Origin of the sequence: Streptomyces sp. NPDC052107 (assembly GCF_040680215.1) — a bacterium.
GTDB lineage: Bacteria > Actinomycetota > Actinomycetes > Streptomycetales > Streptomycetaceae > Streptomyces.
Genome location: NZ_JBFAWG010000001.1, coordinates 237,461 through 262,956, shown reverse-complemented (window position 1 = coordinate 262,956; position 25,496 = coordinate 237,461). Strand labels below are relative to the sequence as shown.

The 25,496-nt window shown below is 71.4% G+C and carries 20 protein-coding genes; 7 read left to right on the top strand and 13 right to left on the bottom strand.

The genetic code is table 11. From position 1 onward, the window contains the following. Positions 1 to 197: 197 nt before the first annotated feature. The 10 genes from AB0M27_RS01190 to rsmH form a co-directional block, all read right to left on the bottom strand. On the bottom strand, positions 198 to 992 hold the full coding sequence (locus tag AB0M27_RS01190) for an FtsQ-type POTRA domain-containing protein (protein ID WP_365716602.1): 795 nt from the start codon (positions 990 to 992) through the stop codon (positions 198 to 200). 63 nt (positions 993 to 1,055) lie between these two features. Continuing rightward, entirely contained in the window at positions 1,056 to 2,147 is a 1,092-nt protein-coding gene (gene murG, locus AB0M27_RS01185) for an undecaprenyldiphospho-muramoylpentapeptide beta-N-acetylglucosaminyltransferase (protein WP_365716600.1), read from the bottom strand. A gap of 6 nt (positions 2,148 to 2,153) precedes the next feature. Further along, positions 2,154 to 3,512: a putative lipid II flippase FtsW gene (gene ftsW / locus AB0M27_RS01180; RefSeq protein WP_365716598.1), complete on the bottom strand. Its 1,359-nt coding sequence runs from the start codon at positions 3,510 to 3,512 to the stop codon at positions 2,154 to 2,156. Positions 3,513 to 3,609: 97 nt separating this feature from the next. Further along, on the bottom strand, positions 3,610 to 5,052 hold the full coding sequence (murD, locus tag AB0M27_RS01175) for a UDP-N-acetylmuramoyl-L-alanine--D-glutamate ligase (protein WP_365716596.1): 1,443 nt from the start codon (positions 5,050 to 5,052) through the stop codon (positions 3,610 to 3,612). Beyond that, a complete protein-coding gene (mraY, locus tag AB0M27_RS01170) occupies positions 5,034 to 6,107 on the bottom strand; it encodes a phospho-N-acetylmuramoyl-pentapeptide-transferase (protein ID WP_228622721.1) in 1,074 nt (357 codons plus the stop codon). Before mraY ends, murD begins: the two co-directional genes overlap by 19 nt. Then, a complete protein-coding gene (gene murF / locus AB0M27_RS01165) occupies positions 6,104 to 7,510 on the bottom strand; it encodes a UDP-N-acetylmuramoyl-tripeptide--D-alanyl-D-alanine ligase (RefSeq protein WP_365716593.1) in 1,407 nt (468 codons plus the stop codon). The genes mraY and murF overlap by 4 nt, the downstream gene beginning before the upstream one ends. Before the next feature lie 28 nt (positions 7,511 to 7,538). After that, positions 7,539 to 9,194, bottom strand: coding sequence for a UDP-N-acetylmuramoyl-L-alanyl-D-glutamate--2,6-diaminopimelate ligase (locus AB0M27_RS01160; protein ID WP_365716591.1), 1,656 nt, complete (start codon positions 9,192 to 9,194; stop codon positions 7,539 to 7,541). Positions 9,195 to 9,235: 41 nt separating this feature from the next. Further along, complete coding sequence (locus AB0M27_RS01155) at positions 9,236 to 11,200, bottom strand: penicillin-binding protein 2 (RefSeq protein WP_365716589.1); 1,965 nt, start codon at positions 11,198 to 11,200, stop codon at positions 9,236 to 9,238. A gap of 5 nt (positions 11,201 to 11,205) precedes the next feature. Further along, on the bottom strand, positions 11,206 to 11,799 hold the full coding sequence (locus AB0M27_RS01150) for a septum formation initiator family protein (RefSeq protein ID WP_365716587.1): 594 nt from the start codon (positions 11,797 to 11,799) through the stop codon (positions 11,206 to 11,208). A gap of 402 nt (positions 11,800 to 12,201) precedes the next feature. After that, positions 12,202 to 13,158 carry a 16S rRNA (cytosine(1402)-N(4))-methyltransferase RsmH gene (rsmH, locus tag AB0M27_RS01145; RefSeq protein WP_365716585.1) on the bottom strand — a complete coding sequence of 319 codons (957 nt, stop codon included), beginning with the start codon at positions 13,156 to 13,158 and terminating at the stop codon, positions 12,202 to 12,204. A gap of 419 nt (positions 13,159 to 13,577) precedes the next feature. On the opposite strand from rsmH, the gene AB0M27_RS01140 reads away from it, so the two are divergent. From AB0M27_RS01140 to AB0M27_RS01125, 4 genes are all read left to right on the top strand, one after another. Next, positions 13,578 to 14,126 (top strand): carbonic anhydrase, encoded by a 549-nt coding sequence (locus AB0M27_RS01140; protein WP_365716583.1) that lies wholly within the window; start codon positions 13,578 to 13,580, stop codon positions 14,124 to 14,126. A 253-nt stretch (positions 14,127 to 14,379) separates the two neighbouring features. Then, the gene (locus tag AB0M27_RS01135) at positions 14,380 to 15,420 is read left to right on the top strand and encodes a MoxR family ATPase (protein ID WP_365716581.1); all 1,041 of its coding nucleotides are present in this window, start codon (positions 14,380 to 14,382) and stop codon (positions 15,418 to 15,420) included. Then, the gene (locus AB0M27_RS01130; protein WP_365716579.1) at positions 15,420 to 16,781 is read left to right on the top strand and encodes a DUF58 domain-containing protein; all 1,362 of its coding nucleotides are present in this window, start codon (positions 15,420 to 15,422) and stop codon (positions 16,779 to 16,781) included. Before AB0M27_RS01135 ends, AB0M27_RS01130 begins: the two co-directional genes overlap by 1 nt. After that, the gene (locus tag AB0M27_RS01125; RefSeq protein ID WP_365716577.1) at positions 16,778 to 19,165 is read left to right on the top strand and encodes a DUF3488 and transglutaminase-like domain-containing protein; all 2,388 of its coding nucleotides are present in this window, start codon (positions 16,778 to 16,780) and stop codon (positions 19,163 to 19,165) included. Before AB0M27_RS01130 ends, AB0M27_RS01125 begins: the two co-directional genes overlap by 4 nt. A gap of 95 nt (positions 19,166 to 19,260) precedes the next feature. Here the strand turns inward: AB0M27_RS01125 and AB0M27_RS01120 are convergent, their stop codons facing one another. The 3 genes from AB0M27_RS01120 to AB0M27_RS01110 all read right to left on the bottom strand — a co-directional run bounded on the left by AB0M27_RS01120 (position 19,261) and on the right by AB0M27_RS01110 (position 21,432). Then, the gene (locus tag AB0M27_RS01120; RefSeq protein ID WP_365716575.1) at positions 19,261 to 19,644 is read right to left on the bottom strand and encodes a DUF3040 domain-containing protein; all 384 of its coding nucleotides are present in this window, start codon (positions 19,642 to 19,644) and stop codon (positions 19,261 to 19,263) included. Positions 19,645 to 19,920: 276 nt separating this feature from the next. Then, positions 19,921 to 20,748, bottom strand: coding sequence for a methyltransferase (locus AB0M27_RS01115; RefSeq protein WP_365716573.1), 828 nt, complete (start codon positions 20,746 to 20,748; stop codon positions 19,921 to 19,923). Positions 20,749 to 20,868: 120 nt separating this feature from the next. Next, positions 20,869 to 21,432 (bottom strand): SAV_6107 family HEPN domain-containing protein, encoded by a 564-nt coding sequence (locus AB0M27_RS01110; protein WP_365716571.1) that lies wholly within the window; start codon positions 21,430 to 21,432, stop codon positions 20,869 to 20,871. A 166-nt stretch (positions 21,433 to 21,598) separates the two neighbouring features. On the opposite strand from AB0M27_RS01110, the gene AB0M27_RS01105 reads away from it, so the two are divergent. The 3 genes from AB0M27_RS01105 to AB0M27_RS01095 are packed head-to-tail and all read left to right on the top strand — an operon-like array spanning position 21,599 to position 25,144. Continuing rightward, entirely contained in the window at positions 21,599 to 22,396 is a 798-nt protein-coding gene (locus AB0M27_RS01105; RefSeq protein ID WP_365716569.1) for an ATP-binding cassette domain-containing protein, read from the top strand. After that, complete coding sequence (locus tag AB0M27_RS01100) at positions 22,383 to 24,467, top strand: YhgE/Pip domain-containing protein (RefSeq protein ID WP_365716567.1); 2,085 nt, start codon at positions 22,383 to 22,385, stop codon at positions 24,465 to 24,467. The genes AB0M27_RS01105 and AB0M27_RS01100 overlap by 14 nt, the downstream gene beginning before the upstream one ends. A gap of 47 nt (positions 24,468 to 24,514) precedes the next feature. Continuing rightward, entirely contained in the window at positions 24,515 to 25,144 is a 630-nt protein-coding gene (locus AB0M27_RS01095; RefSeq protein ID WP_365716565.1) for a TetR/AcrR family transcriptional regulator, read from the top strand. The last annotated feature ends 352 nt before the right edge of the window (positions 25,145 to 25,496 follow it).

Below are 25,496 nucleotides of genomic sequence, written 5' to 3'. Positions count from 1 at the left end.
CCGTAGTGCCGACCCGAACCCTAACCCTGAAGTTTAGGGTTACCAGTGTGTCTGTTCCCTGGAGTCTTCTGAACAGGACACTAAGTCGACAAGTGGCGCCCGTTCAACGAACACGCCGAACCTCCCGTTTTTCTTTTCACCCTATGTGATCAGCCGTAGCGGTGCCCAACCAGGGTGCTGGCCTGCGCTGATGCGCGTCAACTGCCCGAAGACGCAGGGGCGGTGGGAACACTGACGTCGAAGTGCCGCGCGCCGGGAGCTGCTTTCATGAGAGCTGCGAGGGTCCGTGCCTTGGCGCGGCCGTTCTCACCACTGCCCCACGCCACAGCGCGACCGTCGGCCAACTCCAGCGAGATGTCGTCGTAGGAACGGACTTGGACGGTCCGGGTGTCCTTCGCGACGGCGGCCGGCAGATCGCCGGCGACCCGGACCGCCTCGCGCACCAGACGGTCGGTTCCGAAGCGGCGGAAGCTCGCGGCACCGGAACCGGTACGGGAGGCGGACAATTCCAGCACCGGAACGCCTTTCGGTGCCTCAGAAACCGTAGCGAATCGGACACCTTCGTCGTCGACTTCGACGAAGTTCCCGCCTTTTCGGACAAGTAGAACCGGAGCACGCTCGGTCACTTTCAGGCCGATTCCATGGGGCCAGGAACGGACGACATCAACGGTGTCAATTCTGGGCAATTTCTGGCGAAGTCGGGCTTCGATGCCCTCGCTGTCGACGGAAATCATCGGCGCCCCGACCGGTACGGCCGCCGCGTCCCGCACCTCGGCGGGGGTCAGCACGCGCGTGCCGGACACCGAGACGTGCCGGACGCGCAGCCAGCTCGAGCCGTACAACACCCAGGTGCCACCGGCCCCGAGGAGCACGGCGAGCGCGGCCAGAATGACGATCGTACGAAGGCGCGTTCTCCTGAGCCTGCGGACGAGCGGCGGGCCGGACGACTCCTGCTGGCGTTCACCGCGCTCCGCGGTGGAGGGTCCGGCCACACCCGCTCCCTTTCTTGGCTCGGTTCACCTCCGGGGCGCCCAAGCCGGTGTCACTCGCCGATGCTAGTGGTGGCGCGAGGCGATCGCCTCGTACACCATGCCGACGAGCAGGTCGTCGGCGTCCCGGCGGCCGAACTCGCTTGCCGCGCGGGACATCTCGTACAGCCGGTGCGGGTCGGCGAGCACGGGCAGGACGTTCTGCTGCACCCACTCGGGCGTGAGTTCCGCGTCGTCGACGAGGAGTCCGCCGCCGGCCTTCACCACCGGTTGGGCGTTGAGCCGCTGCTCGCCGTTGCCGATGGGCAGCGGGACGTAGGCGGCCGGGAGTCCGACGGCGGAGAGTTCGGCGACGGTCATCGCGCCCGCGCGGCAGAGCATCATGTCGGCCGCGGCGTACGCGAGGTCCATCCGGTCCAGGTAACCTACCGGAATGTAGGGGGGCATTCCCGGCATCTGGTGCACCTGTGGCAGTTCGTTCTTCGGACCGACCGCGTGCAGGATCTGGATGCCGGCCTGCTGGAGCCAGGGCGCGACCTGCTGGACGACCTCGTTGAGGCGGCGGGCGCCCTGGGAGCCGCCGGAGACGAGCAGCGTGGGCAGGTTCGGGTCGAGGCCGAAGCGGTGCCGGGCCTCGGGGCGGACGGCCGCGCGGTCCAGGGTGGCGATGGACCGGCGCAGCGGGATGCCGATGTAGCGGGCGTCACGCAGCTTGCTGTCGGGCGTGGAGACGGCGACCCGGGCCGCGTACCGCGAGCCGATCTTGTTGGCCAGGCCCGGACGGGCGTTGGCCTCGTGGATCACGATGGGCACGCCGAGGCGCTTGGCGGCCAGATAGCCGGGCAGGGCGACATAGCCGCCGAAACCGACCACCACGTCCGCCTTGGTGCGCTCCAGGATCTGCTCGGCGGCCTTGATGGTGCCGCGCAGCCGGCCCGGGACGGTGATCAGCTCGGGGGTCGGCTTACGGGGCAGCGGCACCGCCGGGATCAGCGCCAGCTCGTAGCCGCGCTCCGGGACGAGCCGGGTCTCCAGGCCGCGCTCCGTGCCCAGGGCCGTGATCCCCACGGTCGGGTCCTGCCTGCGCAGGGCGTCCGCGAGGGCGAGCGCGGGCTCGATGTGGCCGGCGGTCCCCCCACCGGCGAGTACGACATGCACCGAAATTCACCGCTCTCCGGACGAACGCGCCGCCGAGGCACGCCGTCGCATCGTGTTCCATCTCCGAGGCCCCCGCTCGACACCGGAGCCTCCCGCCCGCTTTCTACCAAAGCGAGGTTGCCGCATCGCAAGCGCTGCCCGCGCAGCGGGCTCGTCGCGTGCGAAGGCGATCAGCAGCCCGATGGCGAACATGGTCGGCAGCAGGGCGGACCCTCCGTAGGAGAACAGCGGGAGAGGGACGCCGGCGATCGGCAGCAGGCCGAGCACCGCACCGATGTTGATCACCGCCTGGGCGGTGATCCAGGTGGTCACGCCTCCCGCGGCGTACCTCACGAAGGGGTCCTCCGTGCGTCCGGCCACGCGGATACCCGCATAGCCTAGAGCCGCGAACAGGGCGAGCACCGACAGCGTCCCCGCCAGACCCAGTTCCTCACCGGTGACCGCGAAGATGAAGTCGGTGTGGGCTTCGGGGAGTTGGCCCCATTTTTCCACACTCGCACCGAGACCGGAACCGAAGAGTCCGCCGGAGGCGAGGGCGTAGATGCCGTGCGCGCCCTGCCAGCACATGTCGTTCGGGCCGGGGTCGGTGGCGGCGATGCAGCTGAGCCGGTTCAGCCGGTGCGGGCTGGACCAGATGGCGAGCGCGGCGAGCACCCCGGCGACGCTCAGCACCCCCGAGAACAGCCGGGTCGGCGCTCCCGCGAGCCACAGCAGTCCGAACAGGATCGCGGTCAGGATGATCGTCGTACCCATGTCGCCGCCGAGCATGATCAGCCCGAGCAGCAGGAAGGTGACCGGCACCAGCGGCACCAGCATGTGCTTCCACTGGGTCAGCAGCCTCTTCTCCTGCTTGCGGGCGATCAGGTCCGCGCCCCACAGCACCAGGGCCAGCTTGCCGAACTCGCTGGGCTGGATCTGGAAGGAGCCGCCGAGGGAGATCCAGTTCTGGTTGCCGTTGACCGCCATCCCTATCCCGGGGATCTGCACCAGGACCATCAGGAAGACGGCGGCGGCGAGGATGGGGTACGCCAACGCCCGGTGCAGCTTCACCGGCATGCGGGAGGCCACGAACAGCAGTACGCCACCGATGACCGCGGCGAGGAACTGCTTGCGGAAGAAGTAGGACCCGGGCAGCGAGAGCTGCAGCGCGGTGATCTGGGAGGCCGAGTAGACCATCACCAGACCCAGCACCATGATCAGCAGGGTGCCGCCGACGATCAGGTAGTAGGCGGTCAGCGGCCGGTCCCAGGCCTTCCGGGCGCGGCCGTAGAGGCGTTGTACGGGGTTCTCGCGCGGGCTGCGGAGCGCCGCGGTCCTACTGGCGGCGCGCTGAACCGGTGGACGGCCCGTACGGCTACCGGACATCACCAGCTCCTCGCACCCGCCGACCAAACCCGAGCCACATCCGCCTCACGCGTCCCTCCAAGGGTCCCGAAGCACCCCAGGTGGCCGAGACCCGCCGTCAGGCGCCCGCGCCGAGTTCGCGGACCGCCGCCGCGAACGCGTCACCGCGCTGGTTGTAGTTGGTGAACATGTCCATGGACGCGCAGGCCGGGGCCAGCAGTACCGTGTCGCCGGGCTGAGCGAGCCGCTCGGCCTCCGTCACCGCCTGGAGCATCGCCCCAGTGTCGGTCCGGTCGAGCTCGACCACGGGTACTTCCGGGGCGTGTCGCGCCAGGGCGTCACGGATCAGCTCACGGTCGGCGCCGATCAGGACGGCACCGCGAAGCCGCTTGGCCGACTTGGCGACCAGTTCGTCGAAGGTCGCCCCTTTCGCCAGACCGCCCGCAATCCATACGATCGACTCATATGCCGCCAACGAGGCTTCCGCGGCGTGGGTGTTGGTCGCCTTGGAGTCGTCGATGTACGCGACCCCGCCGAGGTCGGCGACGTGCGCGATACGGTGCGCGTCCGGGCGGAAGGCCCTGAGCCCGTCCCGTACGGCCTGGGCGGGCACCCCGAAGGCACGCGCGAGGGCCGCAGCGGCAAGGGCGTTGGCGATGTTGTGCGGGGCCGGCGGGTTGACGTCGGAGACCTCGGCCAGCTCCTGGGCGTTCTTCTGCCGGTTCTCCACGAAGGCGCGGTCGACCAGGATGCCGTCCACGACGCCGAGTTGGGAGGGCGCGGGGGTGCCGAGGGTGAAGCCGACGGCCCGGCAGCCCTCCTCGACGTCGGCCTCGCGCACCAGCTCCTCGGTGAGCTTGTCGGCCACGTTGTAGACGCAGGCGACCCGATTTCCTTCGTAGATACGGCCCTTGTCCTTGGCGTACGCCTCCATGGAGCCGTGCCAGTCGAGGTGGTCCGGGGCGAGGTTGAGGACGGTGGCCGAGTGGGCGCGCAGCGAGGGCGCCCAGTGCAGCTGGTAGCTGGACAGCTCCACGGCGAGGACGTCGTACTCCTCGTCCCCGAGCACGACGTCCAGCAGGGAGACGCCGATGTTGCCGACGGCGGCCGTGCGCAGGCCCGCGGCCCGCAGGATGGACGCGAGCATCTGCACGGTCGTGGTCTTGCCGTTTGTGCCCGTGACGGCCAGCCAGGGCGCCGCGCCGGGACCGCGCAGGCGCCAGGCCAGCTCCACGTCGCCCCAGACCGGCACGCCCTTTTCGGCCGCCGCCGCGAAGAGGGGCTTGTCGGGCTTCCAGCCGGGCGCGGTGACGATCAGCTCGGTGCCCTCCGGCAGGGTCGCCCCGTCGCCGAGGCGCACGGTGATACCGAGCGCCTGAAGTTCGGCGGCCTGCTCACGCGCGCGTGCGTCGTCGCCGTCGTTGACGACCGTGACGATCGCCCCGCGCGCGTGCAGCACCTTGGCCGCCGGGACGCCGGAGACACCGAGCCCGGCGACGGTGACGTGCTTGCCCTGGAAGTCGAAGAGCTCCGAGGTGGAGGTCACTTGTCCGCTGCCCATCCTGCATAGAAGAGGCCAAGTCCGACAATCACACAGATTCCCTGGATGATCCAGAATCGGACCACCACAAGGACTTCGGACCAGCCCTTGAGTTCGAAGTGGTGCTGGAGTGGCGCCATCCGGAAGACGCGCTTGCCGGTCAGCCGGAAGGAGCCGACCTGGATGACCACCGACATGGTGATGAGGACGAACAGACCGCCCATGATGGCCACCAGCAGCTCCGTGCGGGAGAGGATGGCCAGACCGGTGAGGACACCACCGAGGGCGAGCGAACCGGTGTCACCCATGAAGATCTTCGCCGGCGAGGTGTTCCACCACAGGAAGCCCAGGCAGGCACCCATCAGCGCGGAGGCGATCACCGCGAGGTCGAGCGGGTCGCGCACCTCGTAGCAGGCGGCCGGGTTCGTCAGGGTCTGCGCGTTGGCGCAGGACTCCTGGAACTGCCAGACGCCGATGAACGTGTAGGCGCCGAAGACGAGCACGGAGGCGCCGGTGGCCAGACCGTCCAGACCGTCGGTGAGGTTCACGCCGTTCGACATCGCGAGGATCATGAACAGCGCCCAGACGACGAACAGCACCGGGCCGATCGTCCAGCCGAAGTCGGTGATGAACGACAGCTTGGTGGAGGCCGGGGTGTTGCCGCGCGCGTCGGCGAACATCAGCGACAGCACCGCGAAGGAGATGCCGACGATCAGCTGGCCGGCCATCTTCGCCTTGGCCCGCAGACCCAGCGAACGCCGCTTGACGATCTTGATGTAGTCGTCGAGGAAGCCGACCAGACCCATGCCGAACATCAGGCCGAGGACCAGGATCCCGGAGTAGGTGGGCGGGTAACCGGTGATGAGCTTGCTCAGGAAGTACGCCGCGATGGTCGCCAGGATGAAGGCGATACCGCCCATGGTCGGCGTACCGCGCTTGCTGGCGTGCTCGCGCGGACCGTCGTCACGGATGTACTGGCCGTAGCCCTTGCGGGCCAGAAGCTTGATCAGCAGCGGCGTGCCGATCAGCGTCAGGAACAGGCCAATGACTCCTGAGAACAGGATCTGCTTCATCATCGGGCGGCAACCTCGCCCTCGGCACCGGTCTCGACGAGCGCCTGGGCAACGCTCTCCAGACCCACCGAACGGGACGCCTTCACGAGCACGACGTCCCCTGGGCGCAACTCGCTGCGCAACAGGTCGATCGCCGCCTGTGCGTCGGACACGTGCACCGACTCCTCACCCCACGAACCCTCGTTATATGCGCCCAGTTGCAGCCAGGAGGCCTCAATCCCCCCGACGGCGACGAGCTTGCTGACGTTGAGCCGGACGGCGAGCCGTCCGACGGCGTCGTGCTCGGCGAGCGCCTCGTCCCCCAGCTCGGCCATCTTGCCGAGCACCGCCCACGTGCGGCGCCCCTTGCCCATGGCCGCGAGCGCCCTGAGGGCGGCCCGCATGGACTCGGGGTTGGCGTTGTAGGCGTCGTTGACGATGGTCACGCCGTCCGGGCGCTCGGTGACCTCCATGCGCCAGCGGGAGAGGGAGCCCGCCTCGGAGAGCGCGGTGGCGATCTCTTCCGCGGACATGCCCAGCTCATGGGCGACGGCGGCCGCGGCGAGCGCGTTCGACACGTGATGCTCACCGTACAGGCGCATGGTCACATCGCTTGCACCGGAGGGTGTGTGAAGCCTGAAGGCGGGCTGTCCGCTGTCCATGAGTCGCACGTTCTCGGCGCGTACGTCCGCTTCGGCCGACTCTCCGAAAAGGACCACCTTCGCCTTGGTACGGGCGGCCATGGCGCGGACCAGCGGGTCGTCGGCGTTGAGGATCGCGGCGCCGTCCTCCGGCAGGCCTTCGACGAGCTCGCCCTTGGCCCGGGCGATCTGCTCACGGCCGCCGAACTCGCCGATGTGGGCGGTGCCGACGTTGAGGACCAGGCCGATCTTCGGGGGCGTGAGGTCGGTGAGGTAGCGGATGTGCCCGATGCCGCGGGCGCCCATCTCTAGCACGAGGAACTTCGTCTCCTCGGTGGCGGACAGGGCGGTCAGCGGCAGCCCGATCTCGTTGTTGAGCGAGCCGGGCGTGAACACCGTCGGCGCCTTGCGCTGGAGCACCTGCGCGATCAGGTCCTTGGTGCTGGTCTTGCCCGCCGAGCCGGTCAGGGCGACGAGGGTCGCGCCGAGTCGGCGTACGACGTGCCGGGCGAGGGCGCCGAGCGCGGTCTGGACGTCGTCGACGACGATCGCGGGCACACCGACCGGGCGCGACGCCAGTACGGCGACCGCGCCCGTCTCGATCACCTGTGGTGCGTAGTCGTGTCCGTCCACGCGTTCGCCGACGAACGCGGCGAACAGGCTGCCGGGCAGCACCTCGCGGGAGTCCCGGACGACCGGTCCCGTGACCTCGACGGACGGATCCGGTATGTCGTGCGTCTGCCCGCCGACGACTGCTGCGATCTCGGCGAGGGAGAGGGCGATCACAAGTTCATCCCCTGGGTCTTCTGGATTTTCATCCCTGGGTTTTCTGGATGGCTTCGCGGAGCACCTGGCGGTCGTCGAAGGGACGGACGACGCCGGCGATGTCCTGGCCCTGCTCATGCCCCTTGCCCGCGACCAGCACGGTGTCGCCGGCCTGGGCGCGGCCCACGGCGGCGGCGATCGCGGCGGCCCGGTCCTCGAACAGGAGCACCTCGCCACGCTCGTGCGCGGGCACGGAGGCGGCGCCCTGCAGCATGGTCGCGAGGATCGCGAGAGGGTCCTCGGAGCGGGGGTTGTCGGAGGTCAGTACGGCCGTGTCGGCGAGCCGGGCCGCGGCGGCGCCCATCGGGGCGCGCTTGGTCTGGTCGCGGTCGCCGCCGCAGCCGAGCACGATGTGCAGCCGGCCCTTGGTGACCTTGCGCAGCGCCTTGAGCACGGACTCGACGGCGTCGGTCTTATGGGCGTAGTCGACGACCGCGAGGTAGGGCTGCCCGGCGTCCACCCGCTCCAGCCGGCCGGGGACGCCCGGGACGGCGGCGACGCCGTCGGCCGCGGTCTGCGGGTCGAGACCGGCGACGGCGAGGGCGACGATGGCGGCGAGGGTGTTCGCCACGTTGAAGGGGCCGGGGATCGGCGACTTGGCGTGGATCCGCTCGCCGTTCGGGCCGAGGACGGTGAACGTCGAGTCCATGGGACCGACCTGGACGTCCTCGGCGCGCCAGTCGGCGTCGGGGTGGCCCTCGGCGGAGAAGGTGACGACGGGGACCGTGGCCTCCTCGGCCAGCCGGCGGCCGTACGCGTCGTCGGCGTTGATCACGCCGAGTTTGCTGCGTTTCGGCGTGAACAGCTGCGCCTTGGCCCGGAAGTAGTCCTCCATGTCGGAGTGGAACTCCATGTGTTCCGGGCTGAGGTTGGTGAACACGGCGATGTCGAAGACACAGCCGTCGACCCGGCCGAGGACCAGGGCGTGGCTGGAGACCTCCATGGCGACCGCCTCGACGCCCCCTTCGCGCATGACGGCGAACAGGGCCTGGAGGTCGGTGGCTTCGGGAGTGGTGCGCTCCGACTTGATGCGCTCGTCGCCGATGCGGATCTCCACCGTGCCGATGAGGCCGGCGGGGCGGGACACGTCCAGGCCGCCTTTGACGAGATAGGCGGTGGTGGTCTTGCCGGAGGTGCCGGTGATGCCGATCTGGAGCAGGTCGCGGCCCGGGTGGCGGTAGATCGTCGCCGCCAGCTCGCCCATCTGGGCGCGCGGGTCCTCGACGACCAGGACGGGCAGTCCGGTCGCGGCGGCGCGCTCGGCACCCGTGGGGTCGGTGAGCACGGCGACGGCACCCAGGCTCGTGGCCTGGGTGACGAAGTCGGCGCCGTGCAGCCGGGCGCCCGGGAGGGCGGCGTACAGGTCGCCGGGGCGGACGGCGCGCGAGTCATGGGTGATGCCCTTGACCTCGGCGGCGCCCTCCGGCGCGGCGACACCCAGCTGGTCGGCGAGCTCCGCGAGGGGTGTGGCGGGGAGCAGCGTCGGCCTGGGCAGTCCCGGATATGTCACGGGTTGGCCCTTCTGGGTGGTTTGTGACTGATCAGCGTGTGGCACGGCGGTGAGCGTACCGGGCGTACCCGCTCCGGAGCGAAGTGAGGGGTTCTCGGCCCCTTGGTTCCCGGCATCGGGGGTGATCGTCGTCACGGGCTCGTTCCTGGTGTTTCGGGTGCTGATCAGGTCTTGCGTCAGGGCTTGTAGTCGACGGGCAGGTTGGCGGGCGGCGCACCGGTCGGCGGGACCTGGAGGGTCTTCAGAGCGAACTCCATCACCTGCTTGTAGATGGGACCGCAGATCTGACCGCCGAAGTAGTTGCCGGAGGTGGCGTTCTGGATGGCGCAGTAGACAGTGATGCGGGGGTTGTCCGCGGGGGCGAAACCGGCGAACGACGAGGTGTACCCGTGGTACTTGCCGGTGGCCGGATCCACACGGTTGGCCGTGCCGGTCTTGCCCGCGACGCGGTACCCGGGAATGCGGGCCTTGACGCCGGTGCCCTGCTCGTCGTACACGACGGACTCCAGCATCCGGGCGAGGGCCCTGGCCGTCTTCTCGCTGACCACGCGGGTCTCCTTGGCCTTGGGCGCGGGAGTGAAGCGGCCGTCGGCGCCCTTGGTACCGCGCACCAGGGTCGGCTCGACCCGGACCCCGCCGTTGGCGATGGTCGAGTAGACGGAGGCGGCCTGGACGGCGTTGATGGAGAAGCCCTGGCCGAAAGGAATCGTGTACTGCTGCGAGGTGGACCACTTCTGGTACGGCGCGAGGATGCCCGGGGTCTCGCCCGGGAAGCCGAGTCCGGTATAGCTGCCGATGCCGAACCTGCGCAGGTAGGAGTAGAGGACCTTGTCGGCCTCGGGCTGGGTCCTGCCGAGCTGGCCGGTGGCCAGGATGGTGCCGATGTTGCTGGACTTGGCGAGGACGCCGTTCAGCGTGAGGTACCAGGTGGCGTGGTCGACGTCGTCGGAGAAGAGCCGGTCGCCGCGGTGCAGCCGGTTCGGTACGACGACGTGGGTGAGCGGGGTGGCCGCGTTCTCCTCCAGCACGGCCGCCATGGACATCACCTTGGCGGTGGAGCCGGGCTCGTAGGCGTCCTGGATGGCCGCGTTGCCCAGGTCGGCGGAGTTCGCCTTGGACAGGTCGTTCGGGTCGAAGCCGGGCGAGTTGGCCATGGCCAGGATCTGCCCGGTCCGGGTGTCCTGGACGATGACGTAACCGCGGTCGGCCTTGGACTTCTTCACCTGCTCGGTGATGGCGTTCTGCGCGGCCCACTGGATGTCGCGGTCGATGGTCAGCTCGACGTCGGAACCGGGCACGGCGGGCGTCTCCGTCGATCCCGCGGTGGGCACCTCACGCCCTCCGGACTGGGCGTAGCGGATCTTGCCGTCCCTGCCGGACAGCTGCTTGTTCAGCTTCTGCTCGATGCCGCCGCCGCCCTGGCCGTCGGCGTTGACCCAGCCCAGTATCCCGGCGGCGAGGTCTCCGTTGGGGTACACCCGTTGGCTGCTCGGGTCGGCGAAGACGCCGGCGAGCACGTTGACGGTGTTCTTGTCCGTCTCCGCCTTCTTGGCGAGCGCGCTCTTCAGGTCCTTGATCTGCTTCCAGACCTGCGGGGTCTGCCGGGTGGCGAGCCGGGCGTACCGGGAGTTCGGGTTCTTGGGCCGCAGCTTCTTCACGAGCTTGCCCTGGCTCTGCCCGAGGATCGGCGAGAGCAGCGCGGCGGCCTGCTCCGGGCCGTCGTCGACCTTCAGCTGCTTCCTGCTGAACATCGTCGGATCGGCCGTGATGTCGTACGCGTCCTCGCTGATGGCGAGGGCCACGCCGTTGCGGTCGGTGATCCCGCCGCGCTCGGCGGCCAGCGTGTGCACGACATACCGGTTCTGCTCGGCGCGCGCGGCGTACGCGCTGGCGTCGACGGCCTGCACCTGGAGCAGCCGTAGGACGAAGGCGATCAGGACCAGGGTCAGCGTGAGGCTGACCAGGCGCAGCCGGGGCCGCGGGCTGCCGAGCCGGAGCGGGCGCTGATACGGCGGCCGAGCGCCACTCGGCCGCCGCACGGGACGCGCACCGGGCTCCGGCTGCCGCCGCACGGCACTCCTCGGCCGCGGCGGCCTGGCCGGCCCGGGCACACGACGGCGCGGCGGTTCCCTGTCGGACACTTCCGTCACCTGCCGGGGGTCGGGGTGGGGGTGGGCTGGGGGGTGGAGAGGAGCGGGGGAATGGCCCCCGCGGGGGCGGAGGCCATGGGGGCCGACTGGGGCTGTCCCTGTGCCGATGCGGTGGAGGAGGGCGTGGCCGAGGCCCAGGTGGTGGGCGTGGCCGTGGTCGCGGAGGGGGACGCGGCCGGAGTCAGGGCCTCCGGGGCGACCGGGTCGGTGAAGGCGGCGGACTCGGGGGCGGCGGCGCTCGGGACGCCCTTGACCTTGCCGTCGGGGCCGAGGAAAACAGGGTCGCCACCGGGGACCATGCCGAGTTCGCGGGCGCGGAGCTGGAGGGCGTCGGGAGAGGAGTAGGCGTCGATGTCCCGCTGGAGGGCCTGTTCCTCGTCGGTGAGGTTCTTCGTCTGCTTCTGCAGGTCGGCGAGTTTGAACGAGCCTTCGCTGAGCGCGGAGTTGAGCACCAGCAGCCCGATGAGGCCGCCACCGAGGAGCAGGACGACGAGCAGGACGAACGGGGTACGGGCGGCCCGCGCCCGGCCGGCCGGAAAAAGCCGGACAAGCCGCGCGGCCCGCCCCCTCAGTTGTGGTTTCCTACTCACGGCTCCCCCGGTCGGTTCGGGGGTCCTGGAAGCTCCACCGGTCGGGTCCGGAACCCGCGTGGCTCGCCAGGTGGGCACGGGGGTCCTGGCGGCGCTCCCGGTGAGTTCCGGAGTCCGCGCGGCGCGCCCGGTGATTCCGGGACCCCTCATCGGTCCCCCGGTGCGTCCGAAGATCCTCGCGACCGTCCTGGTGGGCCTGGCAATCCCCGCGAGCCACCCTGTGTGTCCGGGAATCCACGCGACCGCCATGGAGAGCCCGGCAACCCCTGCGAGCCACCCGGTGTGTCCGGGAATCCACGCGAACCCCCCGGCGAGTCCGGGGATGCCCCCGACCCCCGTGCCGAGGCCGGGAATCCCCGTGAGCCCCCCGGTGAGTGCGGGAATCCAACCGACCCGTCTCGGTCACTCGGCGTCCTCCCTGATGCGTTCGGCGCCGCGCAGCCTGGCCGGTGCGGCCCGGCGGTTCTCGGCGACCTCTTCCTCGGTGGGAAGTTCGGCACCCCGGGTGAGCAGCTTGAGCCGCGGCTGGTAGCGCTCGGGCACGACCGGCAGGCCGGGGGGCGCGGTGGAGGCCGCGCCGGCCGCGAAGACCTGCTTGACCAGGCGGTCCTCCAGCGAGTGGTAGGAGAGGACGGCGATGCGGCCGCCGACGTCCAGGGCCTTCACCGCCGCCGGGATCGCCCGCTCCAGGACGGACAGTTCGCCGTTGACCTCGATGCGCAGCGCCTGGAAGGTGCGCTTGGCGGGATTGCCGCCGGTGCGCTTGGCGGCCTGCGGCAGAGCGTCCCGGATCAGCTCGACCAGCCGCGCGCTGTTGGTGAACGGCTCCTTCTCACGCTCACGCACGATCGCGGCCACGATCCGCTTGGCCTGCTTCTCCTCGCCGTACGCGCGCAGGATCCGCACGAGTTCGCCCGCCGGGTAGGTGTTCAGGACCTCGGCGGCACTGATGCCGGTCGTCTGGTCCATCCGCATGTCCAGCGGCGCGTCCTGGGCGTAGGCGAAGCCGCGGTCGGCCTCGTCCAACTGCATGGAGGAGACCCCGAGGTCGAACAGGACGCCCTGCACGCGCGCGATGCGGAGCTTTTGGAGGACGTCGGGCAGCTCGTCGTATACGGCGTGCACCAGGGTGGCGCGCTCACCGTAGGGCGCCAGCCGCTCACCCGTCAGGCGCAGCGCCTCCTTGTCCCGGTCGAGACCGATCAGCCCCGCCTCGGGGAACCGGCTCAGCAGCGCCTCGCTGTGTCCGCCGAGGCCGAGGGTGCAGTCGACGACCACCGCTCCCGGGCGCGCCAGGGCGGGCGCCAGCAGGTCCAGGCACCGCTGGAGCATCACCGGGACGTGTCGACTCTGGCTCAAGGGGGCCTCTCATCTTCCGGCGGGCCGCACGCACCGCCGGGTCCCCGCCAGCTCGTGTAGGGGAGGCCTGCCGGCGCCGGAAGCGTCAGCCGGACCGGGAGCGGGAGGAGGCCGAGCCGTACGTACGCGCCGCGCACGTGGGGAGACGGTCCGGGGTGAGCCGGGGTCTCCGGGGGTTTTACCAGCAGGGAGAGCCGCGTCTCCCGCTTCGCGTCACTTTAGTCCACCCTGTCTCGCGGTCAATCAACCGGCCTGCGCGTCGCCTACCGCATCGCGGCGGGCGCCGCAATCCGGCGGGATTCACCCGTCCGGGTCAGGTTTGCCCTCCCTATGGGATAGCTCACAACAAGCCACGATGACGTTTTTTGTCCCGCTCTTACAGGAGGACGGGACCGGGGGTGACCAGTAACGTCTTGAGTATGACGACTTCCGCAGCAGTGCCCACTGGATCCGAAGGCGCCATAACCGAAGGCGGCACCGTGACGGATCGCCTGGTCGAGGCCAACCGGGCGTACGCCGCCGAGTTCACCGACCCTGGAATGGACGCCCGGCCCGTTCTCAAGGTCGCGGTCGTGGCCTGCATGGACGCCCGACTCGACCTGCACGCCGCGCTCGGCCTGCAGCTCGGCGACTGTCACACCATCCGCAACGCGGGCGGTGTCGTCACCGACGACGTGATCCGCTCCCTGACCATCAGCCAGCGCGCGCTCGGCACCCGCAGCGTCGTGCTCATCCACCACACCGGATGCGGCATGGAGAGCATCACCGAGGACTTCCGGCACGACCTGGAGATGGAGGTCGGCCAGCGGCCGGCCTGGGCGGTGGAGTCCTTCCGGGACGTCGACCAGGACGTGCGCCAGTCCATGCAGCGCGTGCGCACCTCGCCGTTCCTGCTGCACACCGACAACGTGCGCGGTTTCGTCTTCGACGTGCGCACCGGTCTGCTGCGCGAGGTCGACCCGGCCTGACCGGGCGCACCGGCCGGCCGCCCCGGAAGCATCCCGCCATCGCCGTATCGCCGCATCGAGGATGCGGTCAAAGACACGTAAGACCGACATAGTGCGGGCAGTTGTCCACAGGCGAGTGACACGAATCGGTAACGGCGGCAAGAATGCGGGGTGTGGCGTCGCGCGGAACTATTCCCGCGCGGTGTCCGTGTTTCGGGGTGGGCCGGTTTCGCACGCAGCGTCGGCCCGGAAAGAACGGGCCGAGGAGGGCCGGGTGACGACCTATGACGATCGAGCGAGCCTCACTGATCTGACCGCCACGGTGGAGCGGGTGCGTGGTTCGGTGGAGGGCGTGATCGAGGGCAAGCCCGAGGTCGTACGGCTCGCGCTGACCGTGCTGCTCGCCGAGGGCCACCTGCTGATCGAGGATGTCCCCGGAGTGGGCAAGACCATGCTGGCCAAGGCGCTGGCACGGTCCATCGACTGCTCGGTGCGGCGCATCCAGTTCACGCCCGACCTGCTGCCCTCGGACATCACCGGTGTGTCCATCTGGGACCAGCAGCGCCGGGACTTCGAGTTCAAGCCGGGCGCCATCTTCGCGCAGATCGTGATCGGCGACGAGATCAACCGCGCCTCGCCCAAGACCCAGTCGGCGCTGCTGGAGTCCATGGAGGAGCGGCAGGTCACCATCGACGGGCAGACCTACGAACTGCCCAGCCCCTTCATGGTGGTGGCCACGCAGAACCCGGTCGAGATGGAGGGCACCTACCCGCTCCCCGAGGCCCAGCGCGACCGTTTCATGGCCCGGGTCTCCGTCGGCTACCCGAGCGTGGAGGCCGAGTTGCAGATGCTCGACATCCACGGCGGGGTGAGCCCGCTGGAGGACCTGCAGCCGGTGGCGCACGCGCACGAGATCATGAAGCTGATCGAGGCCGTGCGCACCGTGCACGTCTCCGAGCCGGTCCGGCGGTACGCGGTGGAGCTGGTCGCCGCCACCCGCACCCACCCCGACCTCAGACTCGGCGCCTCCCCGCGCGCGACGCTGCATCTCCTGCGCGCCGCGAAGGCGTCCGCCGCTCTCGCCGGCCGGGAGTACGCACTGCCGGACGACCTTCAGGCGCTCGCCGTCGCCGTCCTCGCGCACCGTCTGCTGCCCACCGCCCAGGCCCAGCTGAACCGCCGTACGGCCGAGCAGGTCGTGCAGGAGATCCTCCAGCACACCCCGGTGCCCGCGGCACGGGGCCCGCAGAGCGGCTTCCACGGCCTCGGGCACGACGTCCCGGCGTATCCCCAGCAGCCCCCGCGGGGTCTGTGATGAGCGCCGGGGGGACGGGGCAGGCGGAGGCCGACCGCGGGGAGAGCGGCGGCGTCCGTACGGCCCTGGCGGGCCTGACGACCCGTGGCCGTTCCTTCCTGGCGGCCGGGATCGCGGCCGCGATCTGCGCGTACGTCCTCGGCCAGAGCGATCTGCTGCGGGTCGGCCTGCTGCTGGCCGCACTGCCGCTGACCTGCGCGACCGTGGTGTACCGCACGCGCTACCGGGTGGCCGGCACCCGCCGGCTCTCCCCCGCGCGCGTGCCGGCCGGCAGCGAGGCCCGGGTGCACCTGCGGATGGACAACGTCTCCCGACTGCCCACCGGCCTGCTGATGCTCCAGGACCGGGTGCCGTACGTCCTCGGGCCGCGCCCGAGGTTCGTGCTGGACCGGGTGGAGCCGGGCGGCCGCCGCGAGGTGTCCTACCGGGTCCGCTCCGATCTGCGCGGCCGCTATCCGCTGGGCCCGCTGCAGCTGCGGCTCACGGACCCCTTCGGGATGTGCGAACTCACCCGTTCCTTCTCGACGTTCGACACCCTCACGGTCATCCCGCGCGTGGAGCCGCTCGCCCCGGTCCGCTTCAGCGGCGAGGCCAAGGGGTACGGCGACGGACGGCAGCGCTCGCTGGCCCTGGCCGGCGAGGACGACGTGATCCCGCGCGGCTATCGCTACGGCGACGATCTGCGCCGGGTGCACTGGCGGTCCACCGCGCGCTACGGCGAGTTGATGGTGCGCCGTGAGGAGCAGCCCCGTCGCTCGCGGTGCACCGTCCTGCTGGACACCCGGGGCGGTGCCTACGAGGGCGCCGGCCCCGCCTCGGCCTTCGAGTGGGCCGTCTCCGGTGCCGCCTCGGTGCTGGTGCACATGCTCGAACGCGGCTTCTCGGTACGCCTGTTGACCGACAGCGGCAGTGTGGTGCCGGGAGAGGGCGCCGACGGGTTCGCGGGCACCGGCCAGGAGACCGCGGAGGCGGCCGGGCTGATGATGGACACCCTCGCGGTGATCGACCACTCCGACGGCACGGGCCTGTCCCGGGCGTACGACGTGCTGCGCGGCGGCAACGAGGGGCTGCTGATCGCCTTCCTGGGCGACCTGGACGAGGAGCAGGCCGCGACGGTCGCCAAGATGAGCCGGCGCAGCGGCGGTGCGGTCGCCTTCGTGCTGGATCCGGACACCTGGGTGCGGGAGGCGGCCGATGTGCCGCGGCCCGGCGACCGGCACGCCGAGCGGCTGCGGATGCTGCGTGAGGCGGGCTGGACGGCGCTGAGCGTGCCGCGCGGCGCCGCGGTGAACGCGCTGTGGCAGCAGGCGGACCGGGAGCGCTCGGGCCTGGCCGCGGTGGGCGGGGAGGCGACGCGATGAGCGGGCGGGCACGACTGGCACTGTGCGCGGCCGCGGCCACGCTGATGGCCTCCTGTGCGCTGCTGCCCCTGGTGGCCGAGCCGACCTGGCTGCTGCAGTTGGTCCCGCTGGTGGTCGTGCAGACCGGGGTGGGCGCGGCGGCCCGTCGGGTGCCGCTGGGCCGGCCGCTGACCGTGGCGGCACAGGCGCTGGTCACCCTGGTGCTGCTGACCCTGGTCTTCGCCCGGGAGTACGCGGTCGTCGGGCTGATCCCCGGCCCGGACGCCGTCCGGCACTTCGCCGACCTGCTCCAGCAGGGCTCGAACGACGTCAGCGAGTACGCGATACCGGCGCCGCTGACGGACGGCATCAAGCTGATGCTGATCGGCGGCGTGCTGGTGATCGGCCTGCTGGTGGACACGCTCGCGGTGACCTTCCGCAGTGCGGCCCCGGCCGGGCTGCCACTGCTCGCGCTGTACTCGGTGGCCGCCGGGCTGTCCGAGGGCGGCGCCGACTGGCTGTGGTTCCTGGTGGCGGCGGCCGGCTACCTGATGCTGCTGCTCGCGGAGGGCAGGGACCGGCTGGCGCAGTGGGGCCGGGTCTTCGGCGGTGCTGCCCGTTCCCTGGGCTCCCCGGAGGGCGGTGCGGTGGCCCCGGTGCGCACCGGACGGCGGATCGGCGCGGTCGCGCTCGGCGCCGCCCTGGTGGTGCCGCTCGCCCTGCCCGCGATGCAGGGAGGCCTGCTGGACGCCGCCGGCACGGGTGTGGGAGCGGGCAACGGCAACGGCGGCACCATCTCCGCGGTCAACCCGCTGGTGTCGCTGCGCGACAGCCTGAACACGAACAACGACCGCCAGGTGCTGTCCGTGAAGACCAGCACGAACGACATCTCGGACCTGTATCTGCGGATAGTGTCCCTGGACGACTTCGACGGCACCACGTGGAAACCCGCCCAGCGGCACATCGTCGGCGTACCGGCCCGGTTCCCCACGCCCCTCGGCCTCGGCGGTGACGTCAAGCGCGGCACGGTGACGACCACCGTCTCGGCGTCGGACTGGTACGCCCAGGACTGGCTGCCGATGCCGTACCCGCCGAGCGGTGTGAAGATCGGCGGCCGCTGGCGCTACGAGCCGGTCGGCATGACCCTGGTCGGCGACCGCGGTCAGACCACGCGCGGCGAGACCTACCAGGTGACCAGCCTGGACGTGCAGCCGACCGCCGAGCAGCTGTCCACCGCGCCGGAGCCGCCGGCCGCCCTGCTGCGCGAGTACACGAAGGTGCCGTCCTCGCTGCCGAAGGTGGTGGCCAGGACCGCAAAGGAGATCACGGCGGGCGCCCGGAGTCACTACGAGGAGGCCGTCAAGCTCCAGGACTACTTCGCCGTGACGGGCGGCTTCCAGTACGACACCCAGGTCGAGGTCGGCCGCGGCCCCGACGCCATCGCGAACTTCCTGAAGAAGAAGGAGGGCTTCTGCGTCCACTTCTCCTTCGCCATGGCGGCGATGGCCCGCACCCTCGGCATCCCGGCCCGGGTCGCGGTGGGCTTCGCGCCCGGCACCCCGCAGCCCGACGGCACGGTCGCGGTGAACCAGAAGGACGCGCACGCCTGGCCCGAGCTGTACTTCGAGGGCGTGGGCTGGACCCGCTTCGAGCCGACCCCGACCCGCGGCACCACGCCGTCGTACACCCAGTCGGACACGCCCGGCAGCTCGCTGCCGGACCAGACCCTGCCCTCGCACCAGTCGTCCTCGGCGCCCTCGGCGGCGGCCTCGCCGAGCCGGAGCTGCACGCCCGAGCTGGTCAAGCTGCAGGGCTGCGACATCGCGTCCGCCGCCGCGGCCCCGCACAGCGGCGGCGGTGGCACGGGCCCGTGGTGGTATCCGCTGATCGGCCTGGCCGCGCTGGTGGTACTGGCGATTCCGCTGTCGCCGCTGCTGTGGCGGATGCGGGTGCGCTCGGTGCGGCTCGGCGGGCACGCCCGGACCGAGCAGGGCGCGGCGGCGCACACCCTCGCGGCCTGGGAGGAGTTGACGGACAGCGCCTGGGACCACGGCATCGCGCCGGACGAGTCGCTGACCCCGCGCCGGGCGGCCGCCCGGATCGTCGAGCTCGGACGGATGGATCCGGCGGCCGGTGCCGCGGTGCACCGGGTCGCCGACGCGGTGGAGCAGGTGCTGTACGCGCCCCGGCCGCGCCCGGCGGCGGGTACGGCGGCGGACGTGCGCCGGGTGATCGAGGGGCTGCGGGGCCAGGCGAGCACCGGCGCACGGCTGCGGGCGCTGTTCCTGCCCCGCTCGTCGGTGCGGGTGCTGTGGGCGGTGTCGGCCCGCTGGTCGGCGCTCAGGACGCGGGTGGTGCGGGCCCGGCCCGGCGGCCTGCGACGGCCGACGCAGCAGCAGGGCTGAGAGCATGGATGAGGGGCGACCACCGCTGGTGGTCGCCCCTCACTCACACGTTGTCTGTCGGCGTCCGGGAAGTCCGGGGAAACCGCCGGTGGGCGCTAATGGCCGTGTTCGTCCCGGCGGCGCTGCCAGCGCTCCTCGATGCGCTCCATCATGGAGCGCTTGGGCCGCGCCTGGCGGCGGACGGCACCCGCGGGCTGCTCGCCCGGCTTCGGGGCCTTGCGCCAGCCGGTGACGGCGAGCACGGCGCAGCCCAGCATGACGAGGAAACCCACCACGCTGACCCAGATCAGCTGCGCGACCATTCCGGCCATGAGGAGCGCGATACCCACGAGGAAGCCTGCGACCGCCTGGTAGACCCGCCGCCGGGTGTACGTACGCAGCCCGCTTCCCTCAAGCGCCGACGCGAACTTGGGATCTTCGGCGTACAGCGCTCGCTCCATTTGCTCGAGCATGCGCTGCTCGTGCTCCGAGAGCGGCACGGAGTCCTCCTCATCGTGCAGTCGCCGGGGCGACCCGGGGGGTCCCTTCAGGATAGGCAGGGAATCGCCCCCGTGAAACCCGCCCCTCTACGCCAACTGGCCAACCGGAATCCGTCATGGCCAACCGGCTCGCTGAGGCTTCCATTCCCCGGCGGCCGACCCGTCATGCCGGGCGGTGTACCTCGATCATACGGCGCAAACCCCACGATCGGGGGTCTTGTGGCGTACTCCATCCGCCGCCAAGGCCCTGATCAGCGGCGGGTCACGGCGGTCCGTTCAGGCGTCGGCGGCACCCGGCGTCTCACCGAGCACGTGCAGCTGGGTCGCGACGGAGTGGAACGCGGGCAGCTCGGCCGCGGCGGCCTCCAGCTTGAGCAGCGCGTCCAGGGCGCCGGGCTCGGTGTCCACGAGGACGCCGGGGACCAGGTCGGCGAAGACCCGCACGCCGTGCACGGCACCGACCGTGAGGCCCGCGCCCTCGACGAGCGCGGTGAGCTGCTCGGCGGTGAACCGGCGCGGCATCGGGTCGCCGGTGCCCCAGCGGCCCTCGGGGTCCTGCAGCGCCTGCCGGGCCTCGGTGAAGTGGCCGGCGAGGGCACGGGCGAGCACGGCGCCGCCGAGACCGGCGGCGAGCAGGCTGAGGACGCCCTCGGAGCGCAGCGCGGCGACGGCGTTGCGGATGCCCTCGGCCGGGTCGTCGACGTACTCCAGGACGCCATGGCACAGCACGGCGTCGTAGCCACCGCGCTCGACCACGTCGAACAGGCCGTGCGCGTCGCCCTGGACGCCCCGGACCCGTTCGGCGACGCCGGCCTCGGCGGCCCGGCGCTCCAGCGCGAACAGCGCGTTGGGGCTGGGGTCGACGACGGTGACGCGATGGCCGAGCCGGGCGACGGGCACGGCGAAGTTGCCGCTGCCGCCTCCGGTGTCGAGGACGTCCAGCGACTCCCGTCCCGTGGCCTTGGCCCTGCGGTCGAGGGCGTCCTGGAGGACCTCCCAGACCACGGCGGTACGCAGGGACGCGCGGGATCGAGGAGTGTCGGAGCGCAGCGACGCCGTGTGCGGGTGGTGATGGGAGACGGGCGGGCGCATCGGGTCCGACACGGCAGTTGACTCCTCGGCAGGGCTGGATCGCTTCAGACCCCACCCTATTGCCTACGCCTCCGTGCCGGTCACCGCGGGCGGATACGGCCGGGCGCGTCTCGAACGGCGGACTTCCGGTGGTCAGCCCGCGTCCGGGAGGTCACCGCGCGCTCTCGGACCATCCCGTTCCCCTGGGTCCTGGCGGGGTTGGGGCAGGACCGGCTGAAGGACGAGCATCCGCTCGACGATGCGCAGGAACATCGCCACGTCCCGTATCAGGTCGTCGGCGTCGCGGTGGCTCGCGGCGCCCTGGATGCCGGCCTCGGCACGGGCCCGGCGGGCAGCGCCGGCGGCGAACAGCGCGCTCCACTCGGTCAGTTCGGGGGTGATCTCGGGCAGCACTTCCCAGGCGCTGCGGATCCGGGCGCGGCGGCGCGGGGAGGTCTCAGGGCGGCCGCGGGCGGCGAGCACGGCGGCGGCGGTGCGCAGGGCGGCGAGGTGGGCCGTCGCATAGCGCTCGTTCGGCGTTTCCAGGACGGTGGCCTCGTCCAGTCCGGCGCGGGCCTGGGCGAGCAGGTCGAGGACGGCGGGCGGGGCCGTGGCCCGGCGGAGCACGGGGTGCACATCGCTCGCCGGGCCGGTCAGTGAGGGGGCAGGGCCGGTGGCGCGGCGCCGGCGGGCGGCGGCTGCGGACGGGTTGGCCATGACGAACCTCCTGTCGTCTGGGTGACGGCACGGGTGCCGTATGTGCCCATCGTGAGGTATGGCACTGACAATCCGTTCTGACCTGGGGCTTTGCTTCGATCGTAGGTTCGGGCGTACTTTTGCACTGACCAGTCAGTTCAAAATCACGAAAGCCACAGGGGGGCTTGTGGACGGCGTGGACGTCAGGGCCGAGGGCCTCGGGCTCAGGGGACCGCGGGGGTGGGCCTTCCGCGGCATCACCCTCGACGCGGGGCCCGGCTCACTCATCGCGATCGAGGGACCGTCCGGCTCCGGGCGCACGTGTCTGCTGCTCGCGCTCACGGGACGGATGAAGACCACCGAGGGCACGGCCGGCGTCGGCGGGTTCCGGCTCCCCCGGCACATGGCCCGGCTGCGCCGCGTCAGCGCGGTGGCCAACGTGGCCGGGGTGACCGACCTGGAGCCGGCCCTGACCGTCGGCGAGCACCTGCGCGAACGGGCCCTGCTGCAGAGCCGGTTCGGCGACTCCCTGCGCGAACTGCTGCGCCCGCGCACCCAACGCCTGCACGAGGCACGGCTGCGCGTCGACGCGGCCCTGGCCGCCGCCGGACTCGACCTGGAAACGCTGCCCAGGGGCTCCCGGACGGCCGTGCGCGACCTGGAGCGGCCGCAGGAACTGCGCCTGTCCATCGCCCTGGCGCTGCTCGGCAGGCCCGGACTGCTCGGCAGGCTCGGACTGCTCGGCGTCGACGACATCGACACCAAACTCTCGGACGCCGAGCGTGCCGAACTGTGGGAGCTGCTGCGCTCACTCACGCGCGCGGGCACGACGGTGGCGGTCGTCTGCCGCACGGCCCCCGGCGACTGCGTCGTCGTACGGACCGGGGCGAAGGACGCCGGAGCGGAGGCCGGCACGAGCGACGAGACCGACGGCAAGAGCGCCGAGGAGAGCGACCGCAAGGAGGACGTCGATGCGCTCGCCTAGGCTGGCCGTGCTCGAGCTCAGGCGCTTCGGGCGGGGGCGGCTGCCGCGTGCCGCCCTGGTCGCGCTGCTCGTGCTGCCGCTGCTCTATGGCGCCTTGTACCTGTGGTCCTTCTGGGACCCGTACGGCCGCCTTGACCGCATCCCGGTGGCCCTGGTGAACGACGACAAGGGCGCCACCGCGGGCGGGAAGAGGATCACCGCCGGTGCCGACATCGTGGACGGACTGCGCGACAGCCGGACCTTCGAGTGGCACGAGGTGAGCGACGAGGAGGCCCGCGAGGGCGTCGAGAACGGCACGTACTACCTGTCGTTGACCATGCCGGCCGACCTCAGCCGGCGGATCGCCTCCAGCTCCGGCGACTCCCCGGAGACCGGCGCCCTCCAGGTGCGCACCAACGACGCGAACAACTACATCGTCGGCCAGATCTCCCGCACCGTCTTCCACGAGGTCCGCGCGGCCGCCTCCACCAAGGCCTCCCGTACCTTCCTGGACAAGATCTTCGTCTCGTTCTCCGACATCCACGACAAGACCGTCACGGCCGCCGAGGGCGCCGACCGGCTGAACACCGGCATCGGGAAGGCGGAGAAGGGTTCCAAGGACCTCGCCGACGGGCTGAAGGACGCCAAGAGCGGCAGCGGCAAGCTGGCCAAGGGCCTGAAGAAGCTGAACGAGGGCGCCGGTGCCCTGCAGGACGGGTCCCGCCGGGTCGCCGACGGCACCCAGTCCCTCGCCGACAAGGTCGACGGCGTCCACGGCAAGGCCGGCCCCTACCTGAAGGACAACGAGAAGACCATCGCGGACACCGCCCGCCTGGTCGCGGACTCGGCCAAAACCGTCAAGGACAATCTCGACGTCCTGGTGAAGCTCGCCCCGGGCGCCGCGAAGGTCGCCCATGCGAACGCGGACGTCCTGGCCGACGTCTACAGGACGCGCTGCGAGGGTGCGACCGTCCCCGACCCGATCTGCCCGGACCTGAAGCGGGCCAGGACGGCCGCCGCCGAGGTGGCCGCCGTCGCCGACGACCTCAACACACTGATCGCGGACCAGGACGGCGACCTGAAGACGATGCGCGACAACCTCGGCACCCTGCAGAAGCAGGCCGCGGCCCTCGAAAAGCGCGCACCGCACCTGTACGAGGACGTCGACGACGCCGTCAAGAGGATCGACAAGCTGAACACCGGCGCTCAGGAGGTCGCCGACGGGGCCAAGAAGCTGCACACCGGGCTCGGTACCGCCCAGACCGGCGCGACCGCGCTGGACAAGGGCATCGGCACGGCCGCGTCGGGCGCCAGGACCCTGAACGGCGGCCTGTACCGGCTGTCCGACGGCTCCGGGAAGCTCGCCGGCGGACTGCACGACGGCGCCGGGAAGATCCCGGACTACGACAAGAAGGACCGCGACCAGCGCACCGGCGTGATGGCCGACCCGGTCCAGCTGGCCTCCCACGACCTGCACAAGGCGCCGAACTACGGCACCGGATTCGCCCCGTACTTCATCCCGCTGTCCCTGTGGGTGGGCGCGATGGTCGCCTACATGCTGATCCCGCCGCTCAACCGGCGTGCCCTGGCGGCCGGTTCGCCGGCCTGGCGGATCGCGCTCGCCGGCTGGCTGCCGGTGGTCGCCGTGGGCGTGCTCCAAGTGGCCGCGCTGATGGCCGTACTGCACTGGGCGATCGGTCTGCAGATGCTCCGCGCGGCCGGCACGATCGGTTTCCTGTGCCTGGTCACGGCCTGCTTCGCGGCGCTCGTGCAGTGGCTGAACGCCCGCTTCGGCGCGGCGGGCCGGATCCTGGTGCTCGCGCTGCTGATGCTCCAGCTGACCTCGGCGGGCGGCACCTACCCCGTGCAGACCAGCCCCGGCTTCTTCACCGCGATCCACCCGTTCCTGCCGATGAGCTACATCGTGGAGGCGCTGCGCCGGCTGATCACCGGCGGCGGGCTCGGTCCGGTCTGGCAGGCGTGCGGTGTGCTGGCCGCGTTCACCGCGGGCGCGCTCGCGCTGACCGCCCTCGCGGCCCGCCGCCGCCAGGTGTGGACGCTCGACCGGCTGCACCCGGAACTGAGCCTGTGAACCGGGGGGAGGCCCCGCACGCGCGCGTACCTGTGAGAATCAGGGCCATGGAAAGCAGCAGCGCCAGGTCCGGCGGCAGCACGCGCCGCGAGGCCACCCGGCAGAAGCTCTACGAGGCGGCCGTCACGCTCATCGCCGAGCAGGGCTTCTCCGCGACCACGGTGGACGAGATCGCGGAGCGGGCCGGGGTCGCGAAGGGCACGGTCTACTACAACTTCGCGAGCAAGTCGGTCCTCTTCGAGGAGCTGCTGCGGCACGGGGTGGGCCTGCTCACCGCCTCGCTGAAGGAGGCGGCGGAGCAGACCGCGCGGGCGGGCGGCGGCAAGGTGGACGCGCTGGACGCGATGATCCGCGCGGGCCTGGTCTTCATCGACCGCTATCCGGCCTTCACCCAGCTGTACGTGGCCGAGCTGTGGCGCACCAACCGGGCCTGGCAGTCCACGCTGATGGTGGTCCGGCAGGAGGCCGTCGCGGTGGTCGAGGGTGTGCTGCGCGAGGGCGTGGCGGCCGGCGAGTTCAGCGACGAGATCGACATCCAGCTGACGGCGGCCGCGCTGGTCGGCATGGTCCTGGTGGCCGCGCTGGACTGGAAGTCCTTCCAGCCGGAGCGCTCCCTGGACGACGTCCACGCGGCGCTCTCCCGGCTGCTCCAGGGACGCGTGAGCGGAAAGGGCTGAGCCCATGGGGAGGGCGCCGGCCCGCTGCCGGACCGGCGCCTCCCGTTCCCCCGTACTCCCCCTGTGGTCCCCCGTGGGTGGTCGTCCCCGGGTCCCCCGGCTCGCTTCCGCCGACGGATCGGCGGAAGGAGCGGCCGGTGGCGGGCACCGTTCCGCCGCCCCGTGTCGGCGGTGCCGGGCCGCGCCCCCTTGCCGTGTCTCCACTGTCCCGTTCACACAGGTCGCGGCCCATCCGCGCGCGTACTCATCTCGCAACCTAGGTACGGATACTCAGGCCTGCGCACGCGTGCCCACGCTTCCGGGCCGGCCCGGCGGGCGGCTCCGGCCTCCCGCGGGCCGGATTGTCAGTGGC

Bases quoted from the DNA above. Each gene is read 5' to 3' on its own strand.
- AB0M27_RS01100 (WP_365716567.1), top strand. From the start codon at position 22,383: ATGCGCTCGCCTAGGCTGGCCGTGCTCGAGCTCAGGCGCTTCGGGCGG.
- AB0M27_RS01095 (WP_365716565.1), top strand. From the start codon at position 24,515: ATGGAAAGCAGCAGCGCCAGGTCCGGCGGCAGCACGCGCCGCGAGGCC.
- ftsW (WP_365716598.1), bottom strand. From the start codon at position 3,512: ATGTCCGGTAGCCGTACGGGCCGTCCACCGGTTCAGCGCGCCGCCAGT.
- murD (WP_365716596.1), bottom strand. From the start codon at position 5,052: ATGGGCAGCGGACAAGTGACCTCCACCTCGGAGCTCTTCGACTTCCAG.
- AB0M27_RS01110 (WP_365716571.1), bottom strand. From the start codon at position 21,432: ATGGCCAACCCGTCCGCAGCCGCCGCCCGCCGGCGCCGCGCCACCGGC.
- AB0M27_RS01140 (WP_365716583.1), top strand. From the start codon at position 13,578: ATGACGACTTCCGCAGCAGTGCCCACTGGATCCGAAGGCGCCATAACC.
- AB0M27_RS01125 (WP_365716577.1), top strand. From the start codon at position 16,778: ATGAGCGGGCGGGCACGACTGGCACTGTGCGCGGCCGCGGCCACGCTG.
- AB0M27_RS01130 (WP_365716579.1), top strand. From the start codon at position 15,420: ATGAGCGCCGGGGGGACGGGGCAGGCGGAGGCCGACCGCGGGGAGAGC.
- mraY (WP_228622721.1), bottom strand. From the start codon at position 6,107: ATGATGAAGCAGATCCTGTTCTCAGGAGTCATTGGCCTGTTCCTGACG.